General features: G+C 35.3%; 15 protein-coding genes and 1 tRNA gene. 4 read left to right on the forward strand and 12 right to left on the reverse strand.

Annotated features, from left to right (window positions below; translation table 11 throughout):
- Positions 1 to 50 precede the first annotated feature (50 nt).
- A complete protein-coding gene (locus LNP19_RS05515) occupies positions 51 to 437 on the reverse strand; it encodes a DUF423 domain-containing protein (protein WP_230063795.1) in 387 nt (128 codons plus the stop codon).
- 151 nt (positions 438 to 588) lie between these two features.
- On the opposite strand from LNP19_RS05515, the gene LNP19_RS05520 reads away from it, so the two are divergent.
- A complete protein-coding gene (locus LNP19_RS05520; protein WP_230063796.1) occupies positions 589 to 1,959 on the forward strand; it encodes a saccharopine dehydrogenase family protein in 1,371 nt (456 codons plus the stop codon).
- A 68-nt stretch (positions 1,960 to 2,027) separates the two neighbouring features.
- Here the strand turns inward: LNP19_RS05520 and LNP19_RS05525 are convergent, their stop codons facing one another.
- The 4 genes from LNP19_RS05525 to LNP19_RS05540 form a co-directional block, all read right to left on the reverse strand.
- Entirely contained in the window at positions 2,028 to 3,491 is a 1,464-nt protein-coding gene (locus LNP19_RS05525; protein WP_230063797.1) for a M56 family metallopeptidase, read from the reverse strand.
- Complete coding sequence (locus LNP19_RS05530; RefSeq protein WP_072945810.1) at positions 3,488 to 3,862, reverse strand: BlaI/MecI/CopY family transcriptional regulator; 375 nt, start codon at positions 3,860 to 3,862, stop codon at positions 3,488 to 3,490. The genes LNP19_RS05525 and LNP19_RS05530 overlap by 4 nt, the downstream gene beginning before the upstream one ends.
- Positions 3,863 to 3,879: 17 nt before the next feature.
- The gene (locus LNP19_RS05535; RefSeq protein ID WP_230063798.1) at positions 3,880 to 4,305 is read right to left on the reverse strand and encodes a toxin-antitoxin system YwqK family antitoxin; all 426 of its coding nucleotides are present in this window, start codon (positions 4,303 to 4,305) and stop codon (positions 3,880 to 3,882) included.
- Positions 4,306 to 4,558: 253 nt separating this feature from the next.
- Positions 4,559 to 5,947 carry a dipeptidase gene (locus LNP19_RS05540; RefSeq protein ID WP_230063799.1) on the reverse strand — a complete coding sequence of 463 codons (1,389 nt, stop codon included), beginning with the start codon at positions 5,945 to 5,947 and terminating at the stop codon, positions 4,559 to 4,561.
- Positions 5,948 to 6,058: 111 nt separating this feature from the next.
- Between LNP19_RS05540 and LNP19_RS05545 the strand changes: the two genes are divergently transcribed.
- Positions 6,059 to 6,140, forward strand: a tRNA-Leu gene (locus LNP19_RS05545).
- A 127-nt stretch (positions 6,141 to 6,267) separates the two neighbouring features.
- Here the strand turns inward: LNP19_RS05545 and LNP19_RS05550 are convergent.
- Positions 6,268 to 7,251: an ISAon1 family transposase gene (locus LNP19_RS05550; protein ID WP_428979047.1), complete on the reverse strand. Its 984-nt coding sequence runs from the start codon at positions 7,249 to 7,251 to the stop codon at positions 6,268 to 6,270.
- Positions 7,244 to 7,564 (reverse strand): ISAon1 family transposase N-terminal region protein, encoded by a 321-nt coding sequence (locus LNP19_RS05555; protein WP_230063801.1) that lies wholly within the window; start codon positions 7,562 to 7,564, stop codon positions 7,244 to 7,246. The genes LNP19_RS05550 and LNP19_RS05555 overlap by 8 nt, the downstream gene beginning before the upstream one ends.
- A gap of 199 nt (positions 7,565 to 7,763) precedes the next feature.
- Here LNP19_RS05555 and LNP19_RS05560 point away from each other — a divergent pair, with 199 nt between their 5' ends.
- On the forward strand, positions 7,764 to 9,911 hold the full coding sequence (locus tag LNP19_RS05560) for a M3 family metallopeptidase (RefSeq protein WP_230063802.1): 2,148 nt from the start codon (positions 7,764 to 7,766) through the stop codon (positions 9,909 to 9,911).
- Positions 9,912 to 10,048: 137 nt separating this feature from the next.
- On the opposite strand, the gene LNP19_RS05565 is transcribed toward LNP19_RS05560, so the two are convergent.
- The 5 genes from LNP19_RS05565 to LNP19_RS05585 all read right to left on the reverse strand — a co-directional run bounded on the left by LNP19_RS05565 (position 10,049) and on the right by LNP19_RS05585 (position 16,304).
- Positions 10,049 to 10,411: a nuclear transport factor 2 family protein gene (locus tag LNP19_RS05565; protein ID WP_230063803.1), complete on the reverse strand. Its 363-nt coding sequence runs from the start codon at positions 10,409 to 10,411 to the stop codon at positions 10,049 to 10,051.
- An 81-nt stretch (positions 10,412 to 10,492) separates the two neighbouring features.
- The gene (locus tag LNP19_RS05570) at positions 10,493 to 11,404 is read right to left on the reverse strand and encodes a pseudouridine synthase (RefSeq protein WP_230063804.1); all 912 of its coding nucleotides are present in this window, start codon (positions 11,402 to 11,404) and stop codon (positions 10,493 to 10,495) included.
- A 314-nt stretch (positions 11,405 to 11,718) separates the two neighbouring features.
- Complete coding sequence (locus LNP19_RS05575) at positions 11,719 to 12,057, reverse strand: T9SS type A sorting domain-containing protein (protein ID WP_230063805.1); 339 nt, start codon at positions 12,055 to 12,057, stop codon at positions 11,719 to 11,721.
- A 108-nt stretch (positions 12,058 to 12,165) separates the two neighbouring features.
- The gene (locus LNP19_RS05580; protein WP_230063806.1) at positions 12,166 to 13,338 is read right to left on the reverse strand and encodes a hypothetical protein; all 1,173 of its coding nucleotides are present in this window, start codon (positions 13,336 to 13,338) and stop codon (positions 12,166 to 12,168) included.
- A 185-nt stretch (positions 13,339 to 13,523) separates the two neighbouring features.
- A complete protein-coding gene (locus LNP19_RS05585; protein WP_230063807.1) occupies positions 13,524 to 16,304 on the reverse strand; it encodes a TonB-dependent receptor in 2,781 nt (926 codons plus the stop codon).
- A gap of 324 nt (positions 16,305 to 16,628) precedes the next feature.
- On the opposite strand from LNP19_RS05585, the gene LNP19_RS05590 reads away from it, so the two are divergent.
- Entirely contained in the window at positions 16,629 to 17,312 is a 684-nt protein-coding gene (locus LNP19_RS05590; RefSeq protein ID WP_072945825.1) for a response regulator transcription factor, read from the forward strand.
- Positions 17,313 to 17,361 lie beyond the last annotated feature (49 nt).

Genomic DNA, 17,361 nt, shown 5'->3' on the forward strand with positions numbered 1-17,361 from the left:
GGCAACAAAAGTAGAAATTATATTTCAGATATGTTTTGATTATCTTATTTTTATGATTTTTTGTTAAAATAATTCAATAATAAGGCTCCCCAAGCAAGTATTAATAGGAGTCCGCCTATAGGTGTTACAAAACCAATTGTTTTAAAATCAAATGAGGAGAGGCTGTTTGTTGCCAATAAATAAATTGATCCAGAGAATAATAGAACACCCGTAACTGTCAAGAAATAGATTTTTTTCTTTGTTTTTTCTGGCAAGCTTGTTAGTGTGCCAATAAGGATTAAAAATAGACCATGATACATTTGATAGCGTACACCTGTTTCAAAAGTGATTAGTTGTTCTGCGTCTAAAACTTTTTTGAGAGCATGCGCTCCAAACGCGCCTAATATGATAGCTACCATCCCAATTAAAGCTCCTGTGGATATTATTTTTCTGTCCATTTTTATTTTTTTTTTAATTGTAAAAGTATTCCTTATCTGAGAAATCCAAAAGGAATTGGATAGATACTTTTGGTATTTCTTGCTTTTTTAACACAGCGATGTTGTTATAAATACAACAATTATGTATGTTTGTGTTATATTTATGTAAATTATGAGAGTCATTTTAGTAATTGGTGCAGGTAGATCCGCATCTTCGTTGATACAGTATCTTTTAAATAAATCAATAGAAGAGGATTTGCATCTCGTTATTGGGGACCTGTCATTGGACTTGGCTCAAAGGAAAACGAATAATCATCCTAATGCAACAGCAATAGCTTTGGATATTTTTGATGCCAATCAAAGAAAAGAAGCGATTCAAAAAGCCGATATCGTTATCTCGATGTTGCCGGCTCATTTGCATATCGAAGTTGCCAGAGATTGTATTGCCTATAAAAAAAATATGGTTACCGCCTCTTATATTAGCGATCAAATGCAGAAGCTGGACGCGGCTGCCAAAGAAAACAATCTTATTTTTATGAATGAGATTGGTCTGGATCCGGGGATTGACCACATGAGTGCGATGAAAGTTATTGACAGCATTAGGGATAAAGGAGGAAAAATGCTTTTATTCGAATCCTTTTGTGGTGGCCTAGTTGCTCCTGAATCTGACAACAACCTTTGGAATTATAAATTTACTTGGGCTCCGCGTAATGTGGTACTTGCCGGACAAGGCGGTTGCGCAAAGTTTATCCAAGAAGGGACTTATAAATACATTCCCTATTGTAATTTATTTAGAAGGACTGAATTCTTGGAAGTGGAAGGTTATGGACGATTTGAGGCTTATTCCAATAGAGATTCGCTAAAATATAAAAGCGTCTATGGTTTAGATGACGTTCTAACTTTATATAGGGGTACAATAAGGCGTATTGGTTTTTCAAAGGCTTGGAATATGTTTGTTCAACTGGGAATGACTGATGATAGCTATGTGATGGAGGATTCTGAAAATATGAGTTACCGCCAATTTGTGAATTCCTTTTTGCCTTATCATCCAACGGATTCAGTTGAAATTAAAACGCGTTTGATTCTAAAAATCGATCAGGATGATATTATGTGGGATAAGCTACTGGAATTGGATTTGTTCAACGATGCTAAAATCGTTGGCCTCAAAAATGCTACACCGGCTCAAATATTAGAAAAAATATTAAGCGAAAGTTGGGCACTGCAAGCCAATGACAAAGATATGATCGTGATGTATCATAAATTTGGTTACGAATTAGATGGAGTAAAACAGCAAATCGATTCAAAAATGGTTTGTATAGGAGACGATCAAACCTATACGGCAATGGCTAAAACCGTTGGTTTGCCGGTTGCTATGGCTACTTTGCAAATATTAAACGGAAAAATAAAAACTCCAGGAGTACAGCTTCCTATCAATAAAGAAGTGTATCTGCCTATTTTGGAAGAGTTAGAGGAGTATGGAGTTGTCTTTAAAGAGCAATCCATGCCATATTTGGGGTATAAACCCGATAAGATTTTTAGTTAGATTTTTTTTAGATTTTTTTAGTTTTTATTATTCCGCTTCCATGCCAGGAAGCGGATTTTTTTTGCTGTTTATATTTTAGATTGAATAGTGATGGGTAGGCTGTACATTGTTCGAACGGCTTCTCCATTGACTTTTCCAGGATTCCATTTAGGGCTTAATTTTAAAACTCTTACGGCTTCTTCTCCCGTTCCATAGCCAATGTCTCGAAGTAATTTAATGTCACTTAGACTACCGTCTACCTCAACAATGAATGTTACATATATTTTTCCTTTTAAATTAGCTTGTGTTGGGATTTTATAGTTTTGAGCAACAAAAGAGTAAAATTTTTCCATTCCTTCAGGGTAAGATGGGTTTTCTGTGAGCTCGCTAACGTTGTGTGTTTCTCCTTCCGATTTTTTAACTTTTTGGTTTTTAGGATCGTAAATATCTATTTCGATTGATTCTGAAGCTCCTTTTTTTAATATTGCCAAAAGTTCTTCAGGTGTAGGTAAAGGTTCTTTTTTGGGTATAAATGAAGGAATAGCTTTCTTTTCGATAGGTGTTAATTCTTTGTATTTTTTTTGGGTTGTAACTTTGCCTTTTTCATCTTTAATTTTAAAAGTTGTATTGTTGTAGTAGTCATCAAATATATTTGAAGTTTTAGAGGGTTCTTGTTTTTTAGTTGTCTTGGTCTCTTGGGCAACTATTTTTGTGCATACTAAGAAAGTAAGTCCTGTGAATAGCGGTATTAACACTAGTTTTTTCAACACAGTTCTTGATGGAGACGTGGTTTTTGTCATCATAATTAATCGTTTTTTGGTTACTGAATAATTCAAATTACTGGCCAAGTAATAGGTTGGGTTCGCGTTTGCCTTTGATAGAAGTAAATTTTGGTAAAACGGAACATTGTTATGGGATTTCACGACTTTCTCGTCGGCGAGAAATTCATGATTGAGTTGAATGGCTTTTTTGTAAAAGATAAAAATGGGATTGAACCAAAAAATTACTTTCAGGGTTTCGATAAATAGTATGTCTAAGGTGTGTCTTTGGCTGACATGAATCAGCTCATGGGTATATAATTCGGCTTCAATTTTTCGATGATGATAGTCGGTTTCATTGATAAAAATACTGTTCAGGAAAGTGTAGGGAAGCGTTTCTTCTTGGACTAAAACCAGTTTCGAATTTTTGTAATCAATAGTTGGATTTGATTTTGTTCTTGCAGTCAATTTTATAATATTTAAAATGAACCGAAGTAACAACACTAAAGTCAGTAAAGTATACAGGCTCCATACGGCTATAAGCCAATAATTAGTAGAATCTTCAAGCACAGCCGTGCTGCTTCCTTCCATTGTGATGATGTTTTGAGATGCTTCAGGAGAGGAAACTTCTTGGATTACTTCGATGGTTATGAAAGGAATGCTAAATGAAAACAGAATGCTAAACAACAGGTAAAGCCTATTGAAATGGTGCATTTTTTCTTTTTCCAATGCCAGATGGTACACGGCCAACAGCACAACTAAGGAAAGTGTCGATTTGATTAAGAAGTCTATCATTTTTTCTTTTTTTGAATGGCACTATCTACTATTTTCTTGAGCTCTTCTAATTCTTTTTCAGACAAATTGGTTTCGGTTGTAAAGAAAGAGGCAAATTGTGAAGCGGAATCGTTAAAGAAGTTCTTTATTAATCCGTTGACGTGTTTCGAGAAATAGGCCGTTTTTTTGACCAAAGGATAGTATTCTCTTGAGTTCCCAAATTCAGTATAAGCAATAAATTGCTTGTCGATCATTCTCTTTAATAAGGTGGCGACTGTAGTTGTTTTGGGTTTTGGCTCGGGATAAGCTTCGAGTAAATCTTTCATAAAAGCTTTCTCTAGTTTCCAAAGGTGTTCCATTAATTGTTCTTCGGAGTTGGTGAGTTGTTGCATTTTGATTTTTTTAAGTTTTATTTCAATATTGTTTCAGAAACAAGCCTGCCTTTGTCATAATCTCGTTTCATTATTAGTTTGCCTTTGTCGTCATAAAAATTCCAATTGCCACTGTAAAACCAATGGGCGTATTTCTTGCTGAGATCCAAAGTAGTTTTTCCTTGAGATTGTATTTTTCCGTTTTTGTGATAAAAACGGGTAAAGCAGCTGTTGCCTTTGTGTTTTTCTTTTTTGATTATTTTTCCGTCTAGATAATAACGCCATTTTTTGATGGGATCGTCATTGTGATATTTCCCGATGGACTTGTAGTGTGAGCTGTCTTGTGAATATTGTTCTATCCAAAGGCCTTCTCTTTTTTTGTTTATCTTTTGGTTGGTTAGTTTGGATTTGCAGGAAAACAAACTCAAAATTGCGCAGCCTAGAATTATAATTGATTTTTTCATTTGTTTTTGCTCTACAGAAAAAGACATTGTTCTACAAATGTAGAGATATATTATTAAGAAGCAAATTTATTTCGGATTATTTTGATTAGTAGCTGATTATGTTTTTTGCAGAATTGCGTTAGGGATAGTAGTGGCATCCTTTTGTTTCGATTTTTCGGAACAAAAGATAGAGCGGATAGCCCGACCGAAGGGAACGCAAAAAAAAAAAATCCGCTCATTGCTGAACGGATTTGAAACTTTATTTATGCTGAAATTATTTTGATAGCTCAACAAAATATTTGTAAAACAATGGGATAGTTTCAATTCCTTTCAGGTAATTGAAAATCCCAAAATGCTCGTTTGGAGAGTGAATAGCATCACTGTCTAAACCAAATCCCATTAAGATTGTTTTGCTTTTTAATTCTTTTTCAAATAAGGCAACGATAGGAATACTTCCTCCAGAACGAACCGGAATAGCAGGAAGACCGAAGGTTTCGGTATAAGCCATGTTTGCTGCTTTATAGCCAATGCTGTCAATAGGTGTTACATAACCCTGACCGCCATGATGTGGCTTTACTTTCACGGTAACACCAGCAGGAGCAATGCTCATGAAATGTTTGGTGAATAATTCGGTGATGTTTTCCCAATCTTGGTTTGGAACCAGACGCATCGAGATTTTTGCAAAAGCCTGACTTGCAATTACCGTTTTTGCGCCTTCGCCGGTATAACCGCCCCAAATTCCGTTTACGTCCAGCGTTGGGCGAATCGAATTTCTTTCGTTAGTAACATAACCTTTTTCGCCATAAACATCATTTAGATCGAGTGCTTTTTTATAATTTTCCAGATTGAAAGGTGCTTTGGCCATCTCGGCTCTTTCTTCAAGCGATAATTCTTCTACGTTATCATAAAATCCTGGGATGGTAATGTGATTGTTCTCGTCGTGAAGCGAAGCAATCATTTTTGCTAAAACGTTTATTGGGTTGGCAACTGCGCCACCGTAGAGTCCGGAGTGTAAGTCGCGGTTTGGTCCGGTCACTTCCACTTCGACATAGCTTAAGCCGCGTAATCCAGTTGTAATAGAGGGTTGTTGATTAGAAATCATCCCGGTATCCGAAATCAAAATCACATCATTTTTCAGTTTCTCGACATTGTTTTCTACGAAGGTTTTTAGATTAACACTACCTACTTCTTCTTCTCCTTCAATCATGAACTTCACATTACAAGGCAAAGTATTGCTTTGAATCATGTATTCGAACGCTTTGACGTGCATATACATTTGGCCTTTATCGTCGCAGGCGCCACGGGCAAATATGGCTCCTTCGGGATGAATTTCGGTAGTTTTTATTACGGGTTCAAACGGAGGAGAGGTCCACAGCTCGATTGGATCGGCCGGTTGTACGTCGTAATGACCGTAAACGAGAACCGTTGGCAAACTTGGATCAATTATTTTTTCTCCATAAACAATAGGGTAGCCCGCCGTCTCACAAATTTCGACTTTGTCACAACCTGCTTTTTCCAGACTTCGTTTTACAGCTTCAGAAGTGTCGATGACATCTTGAGAGTAGGCTGTGTCTGCGCTTACGGATGGGATTTTTAATAATTCAATTAATTCGTTTAGGAAACGCTCCTTGTTTTCTTGTACGTATGACTTAATATTTTCCATGTATGGGCTAAATTTTTATAAAAATCAAAAGTACAAAAAAGAGAATAATAAATTTTTTGAAAAAATGTTTTGAATATTGGAAGATATGATTATCTTTGCACCCACAATTACGCGGATATGGTGAAATTGGTAGACATGCCAGACTTAGGATCTGGTGCCGCAAGGCGTGTAGGTTCGAGTCCTATTATCCGCACAAAAAAAGCTTCTCAATCGAGAAGCTTTTTTTTTTGGTTTTATTTTCTGGATTCAACTCCTGTTCCGTGTTTTGGATTTTAGATCTAAACTTGAGGAATGTGGGATCATGCGCAAAAGTTGGGGGATTAGGCAAAAAGATTAGATAATCTGAACAAGAAGAAATCTATTTTCCTTACTCCTCTAAACTGACTTCTAAAGGCTTTTATTTTTGCATTGAAAGATTCAGCAGAAGCATTGGTACTTCTATTATCAAAGTAGTTTAAGATTGACCGGTAATTGAAAGTTATAGTATTGAGTAGAATATTGAAGTTTTTAAAACCAGATTCCTCTACATTCCTATACCAATGTGCTAGTTTAGTCATCGCAATGTGCTTGTCATTGTTGCTATTGTAGATACCTCGAAGTTGTTGGCTTAGATAATAGGCTGTTTTTATATCTGGATATAGTCCAAATAATAATTGAGCTCTTTCATTTTGATTCTCAGTCCATTTTTCGCGAGATTTATAAAGTGCATATCGACTCCTGGCTAATAGCTGTTTTACAGAGTCACCGTTAGCTAAGAGCTCCGGAATATAGGTTTGATTCTCTCTTTTGGTTTGCAATATCAATTGATTCTCAAAATCCATAGCCTCCCATCGATGTTTAATCCTAATCTCTTGTAAGGCTTCCAGTGCCAGTTTTTGGACATGAAATCTATCTGTTACCTGTGTGGCTTTAGGGAAACATCTTTTAGAGATCAATTTCATAGAATTAGCCATGTCAAGTGTTATTTCTTTGACACAGCTTCTCTTCTTGTAATCAATCTTTCTGATATGTTCTATGACTTTATCTGCCTTTGTTTCAGCAACAATGGCAACTAAGGAACCTTTTTTACCTTTGAACTTCTTGTTGGTTACAATAGTGTAAAGTTCACCCTGAGACAAAGCTACTTCGTCAATTGATAAATGGGTGCCCATATTTTCAGGGTAAACAATCCATTGATGTGCATGTTCTCGTGGAGCCCAAGCATTAAAGGAACTCAGGTGTTTTTTATATTGCCGTTGGAGTTTCTTTCCGTTGACTCCGAAGAAACCACCAATGGTGTGACAATCAGTAGCACTCTTATCTATTAATTTCTTTTAAAAAAGCCGCAAACTCTTGAGTCATGGGGGTTCCTTTAGCAACTAAATTCCAATCTCTTTTAAGAATTTCGCCTGTTGTCTTATTTGTCCAGCGACGTCTTTTTATATGTAGATATACATATTTACCTCTGAGAGGGAAATCCTGAATGGTTATCTCATCCTGAAAGCCCTTTGATACTAGTTCCAGTGTATCAAATTCTTTTGGAGGCTTGGCATTCTCTTCAAAATATAGGTGTACTATTTCTTCTGTGTTAGTAGAAGAAACCACTTCAAAGTGATCTACTAAAAAGTCAGGTAACATGAATTTTAAAAGGTCTATTGGGGGCATCTCTCATTCTTAAGATTGCAAATCTCTCAATTTATTTTGACATTTCCCCCCAGGTTTTGGGATTGATCCGGAATGTGTAAAATATTCCTAAAATTTAGTTAACTAATTCTATTATGATTAGTCTTTTGAGTTGTTTTGTATAAGTTTACTTTTTTAAATTAATTACACTCAAATGAGAAAGAAATCATTTTTTATGCTGTTAGTTATCGGTAATATGATAACTATTGACGCCCAAGAAAGAAAAGATGGATCGATAGCGAATCCTTTTTTTCAGCCGTATGATACTCCTTTTAACGTGCCGCCTTTTGATAAGATCAAAAACGAGCATTTTAAACCTGCAATTTTAGAAGGAATCAAAAAACATGATGCAGAAATTAATGCCATTGCCAATAATATAGCGGCTCCTACTTTTGATAATACGATTCTTGCCATGGAAAATGCAGGAGAATTATTATCGAATGTAAATGTGGTTTTTTCGAATTTAAATGGTGCGAATACCAATAAAGGAATGCAAAATATTGCCAAAGAAGTGGCGCCGAATTTGTCGGCACACAGAGACAATATTTACCTTAACGAAAAGTTATTTGCAAGAGTAAAAGCACTTTGGGACCAAAAAGAATCTTTGGGATTGAACTTAGAGCAGGCCAAAATTCTGGATAATTCCTATAAAGATTTTGTGAGAAGTGGCGCTAATTTATCAAATTCAGATAAAGAAAAACTCAGAAAAATTAATGGAGAACTTTCGTTATTAGGGCTGAAATATGGCCAAAATATCTTGGCCGAAACCAATAAATACGAATTGGTTATCACCGCTAAAAAGGATTTAGCCGGCTTGCCCCAAGGGTTAATTGATGCGGCAGCCGCAGATGCTAAGGCTAAAGGAAAAGAAGGGAAGTGGGTTTTTACACTTGCTAATTCTAGCGTGATGCCTTTCTTGCAATACAGCTCTAATAGAAAATTGCGTCAGGAAATTTGGAATGCCTATCAAACTAGGGCAAATCATGATGATGAATTTGATAACAAAGAGAACGCCGTAAAATTGGCTAATTTGCGTGGTCAGAAAGCCCGTTTACTGGGTTATAAATCCCATTCTAATTATGTATTGGAAGAATCGATGGCCAAGACACCTGAGAATGTGAACAAACTTTTGAGTGATTTGTGGAAACCAGCTTTGGAAATTGCCAAGCAAGAAGCGGCCGATATTAAAAAAATGATGGCCAAAGATGGTATAAAAGGTGAGGTGCAGCCTTACGACTGGAGGTATTATACCGAAAAAATCAGAAAAGAGCGTTTTGATTTAGACGAGGAAGAATTAAAACCTTTTTTTAGTTTAGAAAACGTGAGAAGCGGAGTTTTTCAGGTAACAGAGAAATTATATGGAATTCAGTTTAAAGAATTAAATAATGTTCCTAAGTATCACGAAGATGCCTCTGTGTGGGAAGTTCTAGAAGCTGATGGAAGTCATATTGGGATTATTTACATGGACTTTCATCCGCGTGAATCAAAACGTGGTGGCGCCTGGATGACCTCGTACAGAAGTCAAAAAACGGTTGATGGAAAACGTATGGCACCAGTCATTTCTATTGTTTGTAATTTTACAAAACCTACAGGATCGACTCCAGCATTGTTGACTTTTGACGAAGTAACTACTTTTTTCCATGAATTTGGACATGCTTTACACGGATTGTTATCTAATGTAACTTATAAGAGTCTTGCGGGAACAAGCGTTCCAAGAGACTTTGTTGAATTGCCATCTCAAATTATGGAAAACTGGGCAGCAGAACCAGAGGTTTTGAAAATGTATGCCAAACAGTACAAAACGGGTGAAGTTATTCCTGAAAGTTTAATCAATAAATTAAAAAAAGCAGGAACTTTTGACCAAGGTTTTACTACTACTGAATATCTTGCGGCTTCTTTACTTGATTTAGAATACCACTCGCAAACCAAAGATATTACTGTTGATGCAAATACTTTTGAAAAGGCAGCAATGAATAAAATAGGTTTAATAGACGCGATTATTCCAAGATATAGAAGTACATATTTTAACCATATATTCGCAGGAGGTTATTCTTCAGGATATTATAGCTATATCTGGTCTGGTGTTTTGGATACCGATGCATTTGAAGCCTTTAAAACCACTACTTTGTTTAATCCCGAGAAAGCAAAACTATTCCGCGAGAATATTTTGGAAAAGGGAGGGACAGAAGATCCAATGATTCTTTACAAGCGTTTTCGCGGGGCAGAACCGAGTATTGCACCTTTGTTAAGAAAAAGAGGATTAGATAAAAAGGAAGCGCCGACTAAAAAAGTGAGGGGATAATAAATAAAGTCTTTTACTGTCAAAAAAGCCTACAACAAGAATATTTCTGTTGTAGGCTTTTTTTGTGGGTTTCAAGTATCGTTTTAGTTTCTAGAAATATTTTTACCGCAAATTCAGTATCGAACGTCTGTTAAATCTTATCCGTGATATACGCGTGAAGCGATGATTTTATCTTCTTTTACCACAAGAACTTCGGCTATGTGCATGTTGTCTTCTCCTTCTACAGATCGGGTGTATTCCATGAAGACGCGATCGCCATTTGCCGTAAGCGAAGTGACTTTGTAGTTTAGGCTTGGCAATCTGTGAAAGGCGTCCTGCCACCATTCGCGCATGGCTTGTTTCCCAATGACAAGTCCGTTAGTTTCAGGTTTGAGAATCTTTAATTTTGGACTGAAATGTTGTGCGTCATCATCATAAAGCGAAAGCAGTTGTTCTAGATTGTGTGTGTTAAAAGCATCAAACCATTTGAAGGCAATAGACTGTAATTTTTCGGCTGTCATAATAATTGTGTTTGTCAGGCATAAAAAAATCCCATTCCGTTTGTCACGAAAGGGATTTTAATTGTAATGATTTCAATGAATTTATTTTAGATTCTTCAAATTGATAACTTCTTGTTCTGTAAGTAATCTCCAGTTTCCTCTTGGTAAATTTTTCTTGGTTAAACCAGCAAATGAAACACGGTCAATTCTTAAAACATCGTATTTGAAGTGTTCAAAAATAGAACGAACCACTTTTACGTTTGAAGATCTTAATTTAAGTCCAATCTCACTTTTTGCTTCTCCTTCAATATAGCTTACATCTTCTACAAAAACACGGTGTCCATCAAGAACAAGACCTTTGCTGATTTTTTCTAAATCCTCAAATTTCAAATTCTTGTCTAAAGAAACCTGGTAGATTTTAGATGATTTTTGGCTTGGTAAGGAGAATTTACGAATCATATCGGTATCATTCGTAAACAATAGCAGACCAGTAGTGTTCTTGTCCATTCTTCCTACAGCAGCAATTTTTGAAGTTGTAGAACCTTTTACCAGTTCTAATACATTTCGAAATTCCTGACCTTCGTCAAGTGCCGTTGTAAAGTTCTTTGGTTTGTTTAATAGGATGTATACTTTTTTCTCAGGAGTTAATGTTGCTCCGTCAAAATTTACGGTATCGCCTGGTTTTACCATGTATCCCATTTCGGTAACCGGAATTCCGTTTACTTTTACGTTACCGGATTGAATGTAAATATCCGCATCACGGCGGGAACAAGCGCCAGAGTTGGCGATATATTTATTCAAACGAATTTCGTCTTTTACTTTAGGTCTTTTAGGTGCCTGATTTGGTTTTTTTTCCACTTTATCAGAAACAACTTCTACTGCTTTAGTATTTATTTTTGCTTTTTTTGGACCTTGTGCCCTTTTTTGCATCGCAGGTTTTGGCTTATTAGAACTAGGTCTAGAACTTGTTGGTCTAGCTCCGCTTCTTTTATTATTGCCTTCCTTATTACTCATAATATTCCATAATTTGTGCAAAGATAGTATTTATATCATTGAGAATCGATAAATGCTAATTATAAAACGCTAACTCTCTAATTAATAAGTCTGTTGGAAGGATATTGTAATTGCTGTAAAAGAGGTTTTATTTTTTCTTTGGGCAAGATGAATTGCTGAGTTTTTTTTTGAGTTTAAATCGGCTTTCAATCCCTGCGTAAATCATTTCAGGAAAATGCAGGACCTTTTTGATTCGGGTCTTTGATGTTTTTTTTCGGGATCTAAATAAAAAAAGCCCCAAGTTGAGTTGGAGCTTTATAAGTTATTTTAGTGTTTTATCTTACGATGAGTTTTCGGGTGGCCGATGCGTTTTGTTCGTTAATCTTTATGATGTAAACACCCGGTGATAGATTGGAAACATTTAGTTCTCTGGAATTAATCATCGTTTGGAGTACTTTTTTTCCTAGAAGGTCAAAAATAATGATTTCTTTTTCTAAATCATTTTTTGTCGAAATGTATACTTTGCCATTACTCACAGGATTGGGGTACAAGTTCAAACCTTCAATGACCGAGGTTTCTTGCGGTTTTGGTATTTGCTTAAGATCCTGTGCGCTGAGGCTTAAGGAAAAGAAAAGTACCATTAAGATTGTAGTATAAAAGTATTTTTTTTTCATTAGCAGGATTTTTGAATAGTAAAGATATAAAAAAATATTCAAATAGTATGCCAAAAAAAACACCCTGATTGTCAGGGTGTTTTTAAATATAATAAAAAGTTTGCTTTATTATTTTCCTAATAAATTAACACCGTCGATGATAGCCCAAGCTCCGCCTGTTAATGAAGCTCCAGTAGAAGTACTGCTTGTGGTGTAATTTCCTGTTGGGAAAGCAACAGTAAATCCAGTTCCAACACCTCCAAATAGAGAAGTACCATCATTGATTTTTACATTCAATAATTTGATTTTTCCACCAGTTACTTGATTAGTGTTTGTTGTAGCATCTTGAATTCTTACTGCAGTAGCTCCAGAAGTAGTGTATCCAGAGATTACTACATTTGAATATTCTCCATTTCCTTCTTTTTTGAATTGGATAGCATCATATTCAGCAGCAGATGAACCTCCTTCAGTAGCTGTTCCAGCAGCTCTAGTTAAAGTAATGTTGCTGATTTTTGGTCCAAAAGCATTGTTTACTGATTTAGCTTCAATTTCCATTCCATAATTTCCGGTTCCTGTTTGATAAGCATACCAGTTTGTATTTTCAGCACCTCTCCAGCCATCTTGCCAGTCAAATGAGTCATCAAAGTTTCCATAAGAAATCAAGTTTTTAGCACTTACAGTTCCACCATAAAATTCAAATCCGTCATCAGCCCCTTTGTAAGCAATTAGATTTTCTAATTTAGTTGCTGAACCCACGGAATAAAATGAAAACCCATTCATTTCACTAGTGTTATCAGTTAATTTTTTACCTGCATATTCTACACGTACATATTTTAATGCCCCCCCATTGTGAGCTGCATTTGTTCCTCCGTACGTTAAATTGTTTCCGTCTTCAGAGGTCGCAGATGTTACTCCATTTGCACCTACTATTGGAGCATCACCATACATGATGATTCCTCCCCAAGAACCTGCAGTTTTTGATGTTTCGGTAAAAATAATTGGCAAAGCAATTGTACCATTCAAAAATAATTGCCCTCCGTTTTCTACAAGTAAAGCATCTGCTGTACCATCACTGCCATTTGCTGTGATTGTAGATCCGGCAGCAATAGTTAATGATCCTGTACTTTTAATTTTTACCGTTCCTTGTATCGTGTAGTTTCCTAACGGATACTCTTTGTCTGTTGTGATTTCTCCGCTAATTTCTCCAGTTGGGATTGGTTCATTTTTGATGTCTTCATTATCAGAAGAACAGCTTCCTAAAGTTAAAGCTACTATTGCTAAGCTTAATACTAATTTTTTCATTTTCATTTTTTTGTTTTTGTTGTAATTATTTGATACAAATCTAGAAAGGATATTACAGGCAGAGGTTAACTCAATATTATAATACTGTTGCTAAAATTTGAATTTTATGTAAACTTTATATAAAGTGATTGACATTATTTTTTGTTTTTCACAAAAAAAGCTACCGTTTTAGGTAGCTTTAGGTGTTAAAAAGTATATGAAAGGTTTAAGGAGAATCCTCGGCCTCTTTTGAAATTCTCTAATATTAAGGAGCTTTCGTTTATTGTAAATCGATTCTCAGTACCTAATTCCATTTTATATAATGAATTTAAAATGTTATCTACAGCAAATTTGACATCGATATTTTTAGTTAACTTACTGGTCCATATAAAATCTAATTTATGAAACGGTTGTTCGTAGATATGGTCCATTCCTGCAGAACCTACTGCGAAAATTCTAGGCCCGTATACTCCATAAACAAGCGAAACGGAGTTTTTCATGGTTTCATTGAATTTAAAGTCATATTTTAAATCTGAATTCACAATCCATTCTGAAGCTCCTTGTAGTTTTCTACTCGGATTGTTTTCTAATGAAGTAGGGCCGTAATTTACTTTGACATCGGTTTTCATTAAGGAAGTGTTAAATCCAAAAGAAAAATCGGATAAAAGGGGGGATAAACGTTCCAATTGTAGAAGCAGTTCAATTTCTGCGCCAAATAGGAAAGCTTCTTTGGAGTTTTGGTAGGTCATTGTTTGTCCGCTACCTCCGGCTCCTGCAATGAAAATTCTTTCGATTGGGTTTTGAATTTGTTTGGCAAATAGACCTACGGCTACCAATTCGTTACTTTTTGGAAACAGTTCATACTTCGCATCCAGGTTGTAATTGTCACTGTCTTTTATGTTTTTATTACCTAAAATAGATTTTCCGTCTGGGCTTATGTATTGTATTGGTAATAACTCCATCGTTACTGGTCTGGTAATTGTTTTAGAAGCATTAAAACGTAAATTAGTTTTATCGTTCAATTCGTATTTAGCATTTACAACAGGTAGAAAGTTTGTTTTCTGGTTGTTAATTTTTCTGTATTTCCCATTGATGATGTCTCCAAAATTCCTATAATCTATAACTCTTTCTGAGTTTTCTATTCGAATTCCTCCGTTGATCTCAAACTTGTCGCCAATTTGGTGTAAGTAATTTACATATCCAGCATGTACCATTTGGTTTAATTTTACTTTATAATCCGCATTAGTTTCTTCACGAACGCTTAAGATTCCACTATTGATATCCTCTGTGATAAATTGATCAATAGTATTGATAGGAGCAGTGTAATTTTTGTTTGTCATTCTAAATCCGGAAAAAATTCTATAAATAGAGTTTAGATTATTAACAAAAGAGTTTGCGCCAATGGTTAAACGATTGAATTTACCATTTTCTTTTTCTTTAAATTTTAGACTGTACTCTAATAAGCCAGAGAAATAATAGTTTCCGTTGATGTCTAAATACTGTCTGTTCAAATGATTTCCACCATATGAGGTGTTGATTTCCGTATTCGAAATTTTCTCTCCAACGATAAATTTACGGTCAGGTTGCTCGTAAGCTGTTTTTACAAAAGAACCGCCAATTTTTAGAGTTTGTCTTTCATCTTCAGTAAGTTTAATGTTTCCTGTAAGTTGGGTGTTAATATAGTCAGATTGATCAAATTGATTGGTGCGAATTAAGATGTTTGGATTTGAGGACTGATTGTTTGTATACCCTAATTGGTCTTGGATTTTACTGTCAGTAGAGCGCAAATAGAAAGAATTTATGCCAATATCAAATCGTTTTGCTTTGTATTTTATAGCTACTAAAGCTGATGCGTTAGTTTGATAGCTGTAGCTTTCTTTTTGAAAATTATTGTCATAATCACCGGCACCTAATATAAATGTACGATCTACTCCTTTACGGATAACGTATTTATTGTCTCCGTTTATAGAAAAGGAGTAATTGATTTTATCTCCGTTTTCTAAATCGAATTTTTCAGAATGAATAAAACCGATACTGGTGTTTAACGGACTTGAAGTTTTGTCTACATTCCAAGTATTATCTTTGTATGCGGTATTATATTGTTCTGGAGTTAATTTTCTGGCTGTAGGGACATTACCAAAAGCAGTGCTTAATTGACGGTCTTTCCCGTTCAAACCAAAGATACCTTGAGTGTTGTTAGCGTCTGAATGGATTAAGAAATCAGAGCCATTATTTGCAGTTGTGTAACCAGCTCCTAAGCTGATCTTGGTTGTACTTTTAGCTTGAGTTGTTTCTATGTTCACGGTTGCTCCTGCAAAATCACCGGAAATATTTGGATTAAAAGTTTTGTAGACATTTAGTACTCCAACAATATCTGTAGGAAACAAATCCAATGGAATAATTTTGGTAAAAGGACTATTAGACGGTGCCTGTAAATCATTTATTAGTAAATTGTTGTAGCGATCTTCTAATCCCCTAACAAATAAACCACGTGATTCTACTTTGGTGATACCTGTAATTTTACTCAGTCCTTCTTCTACATCGCTCACTCCTTTTCTGGACATTTCTTGGGCACCAATACTTTGTTTTATCTCAACCGCATTTTTTTGTTCTAATAGCAAAGCGGTTTCCTTTTCTCTGTTCACCTTTGATTTAATAACAACGGTGTCCAGATTGTAGCTGGCAGAAACCAAAGTTTCGTTAATAACGGTTGTTTGCCCTTCTTTTACAGTTACCAGTACTTCAACGGTTTCATAACCCATTAAGCTGAACTGGACAACATAGTTTCCAGGTGTAATGGTCAAGCTGTATTTTCCGTCAGCATCAGTGTTAGTACTAATGTTTGTTCCTTTAATTAGTACGTTTGCTGCGGGTAAACCTTTGTCATTAAGGTCTCGGTCTTTCAATATTCCTGTAATTGTACCCTGACTTTTGGAGAAAGCCAAAGTGGTAATTAATAGGGCAATAAATAGAATTCTAAATTTCATTGTGTTTGTTGTTTTTATTTACCGCAAAGTAATGTCGTCTTTGTAAAGTTCAGGTTAATGCTTTGTTACGATTGCGTTGTTCTAATATTATTAAAAGGTTATGATATTAAATTAAGGTAAACTCAGTTTTTTAGCCGTTGTTTTATTCTTACATTTACAACACATTTAACAATTATTGGGTCTAAATATTGATGAAGATTCGATAGCAAGAAATATAATTTTGCATTTATGAAATCGCCACTAACAACAAGTTTGCCTAAGCAAACACCTAATAAATAAAAGGCGATACCATATATGACCAAAGACAAATAATTTTTACATACTATGAAAAAGAAAAATACAAAGATTTTGTTGGTAGATGATGAGCCGGATATCTTGGAAATTGTAGGCTACAATCTTGCCCAGGAAGGTTATCAAATAGTTACTGCAGCAAACGGTAAAGAAGCCATTTTGAAAGCCAAGAAAGAATTGCCGGATCTTATTATTATGGATGTGATGATGCCGGAAATGGATGGAATGGAAGCTTGCGAGAATATTCGAAAAATTCCTGAATTGAGTAATGTAATCATTACTTTTCTAACAGCACGAAGCGAAGATTATTCTCAGGTGGCCGGATTTGATGCCGGAGCCGATGATTATATTACAAAACCAATTAAGCCTAAATTATTGGTGAGTAAAGTAAAAGGACTCTTGCGCAGATTAAAGGAGAAAGAACAAAATACGGAAACCCTGAATGTAGGCGGAATTGAAATAAATCGCGAAGAGTACAAGATTGTAAAGGATGAAATTGAAATATCCTTACCTAGGAAAGAATTCGAGTTGTTTTATCTATTAGCTTCAAAACCGGGTAAGGTTTTTAAGAGAGATGAAATTTTAGATAAGGTTTGGGGAAATGAGGTCGTTGTAGGAGGAAGAACCATTGATGTTCACATCAGGAAACTGCGAGAAAAAATAGGAGAAGATCTTTTTAAAACCATAAAAGGAGTAGGTTATAAATTTGAAGTTTAAGTGATACTATATATAGGTAGTGATAAATTTTAAATGAGTCGAAGGCTAT

This window comes from Flavobacterium acetivorans (genome assembly GCF_020911885.1).
In the GTDB taxonomy this organism is placed as follows: Bacteria; Bacteroidota; Bacteroidia; order Flavobacteriales; family Flavobacteriaceae; genus Flavobacterium; species Flavobacterium acetivorans.

Excerpts from the sequence above, each read along its gene's own strand:
- LNP19_RS05515 (WP_230063795.1), bottom strand. The coding sequence starts at position 437 with ATGGACAGAAAAATAATATCCACAGGAGCTTTAATTGGGATGGTAGCT.
- LNP19_RS05520 (WP_230063796.1), top strand. The coding sequence starts at position 589 with ATGAGAGTCATTTTAGTAATTGGTGCAGGTAGATCCGCATCTTCGTTG.
- LNP19_RS05525 (WP_230063797.1), bottom strand. The coding sequence starts at position 3,491 with ATGATAGACTTCTTAATCAAATCGACACTTTCCTTAGTTGTGCTGTTG.
- LNP19_RS05530 (WP_072945810.1), bottom strand. The coding sequence starts at position 3,862 with ATGCAACAACTCACCAACTCCGAAGAACAATTAATGGAACACCTTTGG.
- LNP19_RS05535 (WP_230063798.1), bottom strand. The coding sequence starts at position 4,305 with ATGAAAAAATCAATTATAATTCTAGGCTGCGCAATTTTGAGTTTGTTT.
- LNP19_RS05540 (WP_230063799.1), bottom strand. The coding sequence starts at position 5,947 with ATGGAAAATATTAAGTCATACGTACAAGAAAACAAGGAGCGTTTCCTA.
- LNP19_RS05555 (WP_230063801.1), bottom strand. The coding sequence starts at position 7,564 with ATGTTACCTGACTTTTTAGTAGATCACTTTGAAGTGGTTTCTTCTACT.
- LNP19_RS05560 (WP_230063802.1), top strand. The coding sequence starts at position 7,764 with ATGAGAAAGAAATCATTTTTTATGCTGTTAGTTATCGGTAATATGATA.
- LNP19_RS05565 (WP_230063803.1), bottom strand. The coding sequence starts at position 10,411 with ATGACAGCCGAAAAATTACAGTCTATTGCCTTCAAATGGTTTGATGCT.
- LNP19_RS05570 (WP_230063804.1), bottom strand. The coding sequence starts at position 11,404 with ATGAGTAATAAGGAAGGCAATAATAAAAGAAGCGGAGCTAGACCAACA.
- LNP19_RS05575 (WP_230063805.1), bottom strand. The coding sequence starts at position 12,057 with ATGAAAAAAAAATACTTTTATACTACAATCTTAATGGTACTTTTCTTT.
- LNP19_RS05580 (WP_230063806.1), bottom strand. The coding sequence starts at position 13,338 with ATGAAAAAATTAGTATTAAGCTTAGCAATAGTAGCTTTAACTTTAGGA.
- LNP19_RS05585 (WP_230063807.1), bottom strand. The coding sequence starts at position 16,304 with ATGAAATTTAGAATTCTATTTATTGCCCTATTAATTACCACTTTGGCT.
- LNP19_RS05590 (WP_072945825.1), top strand. The coding sequence starts at position 16,629 with ATGAAAAAGAAAAATACAAAGATTTTGTTGGTAGATGATGAGCCGGAT.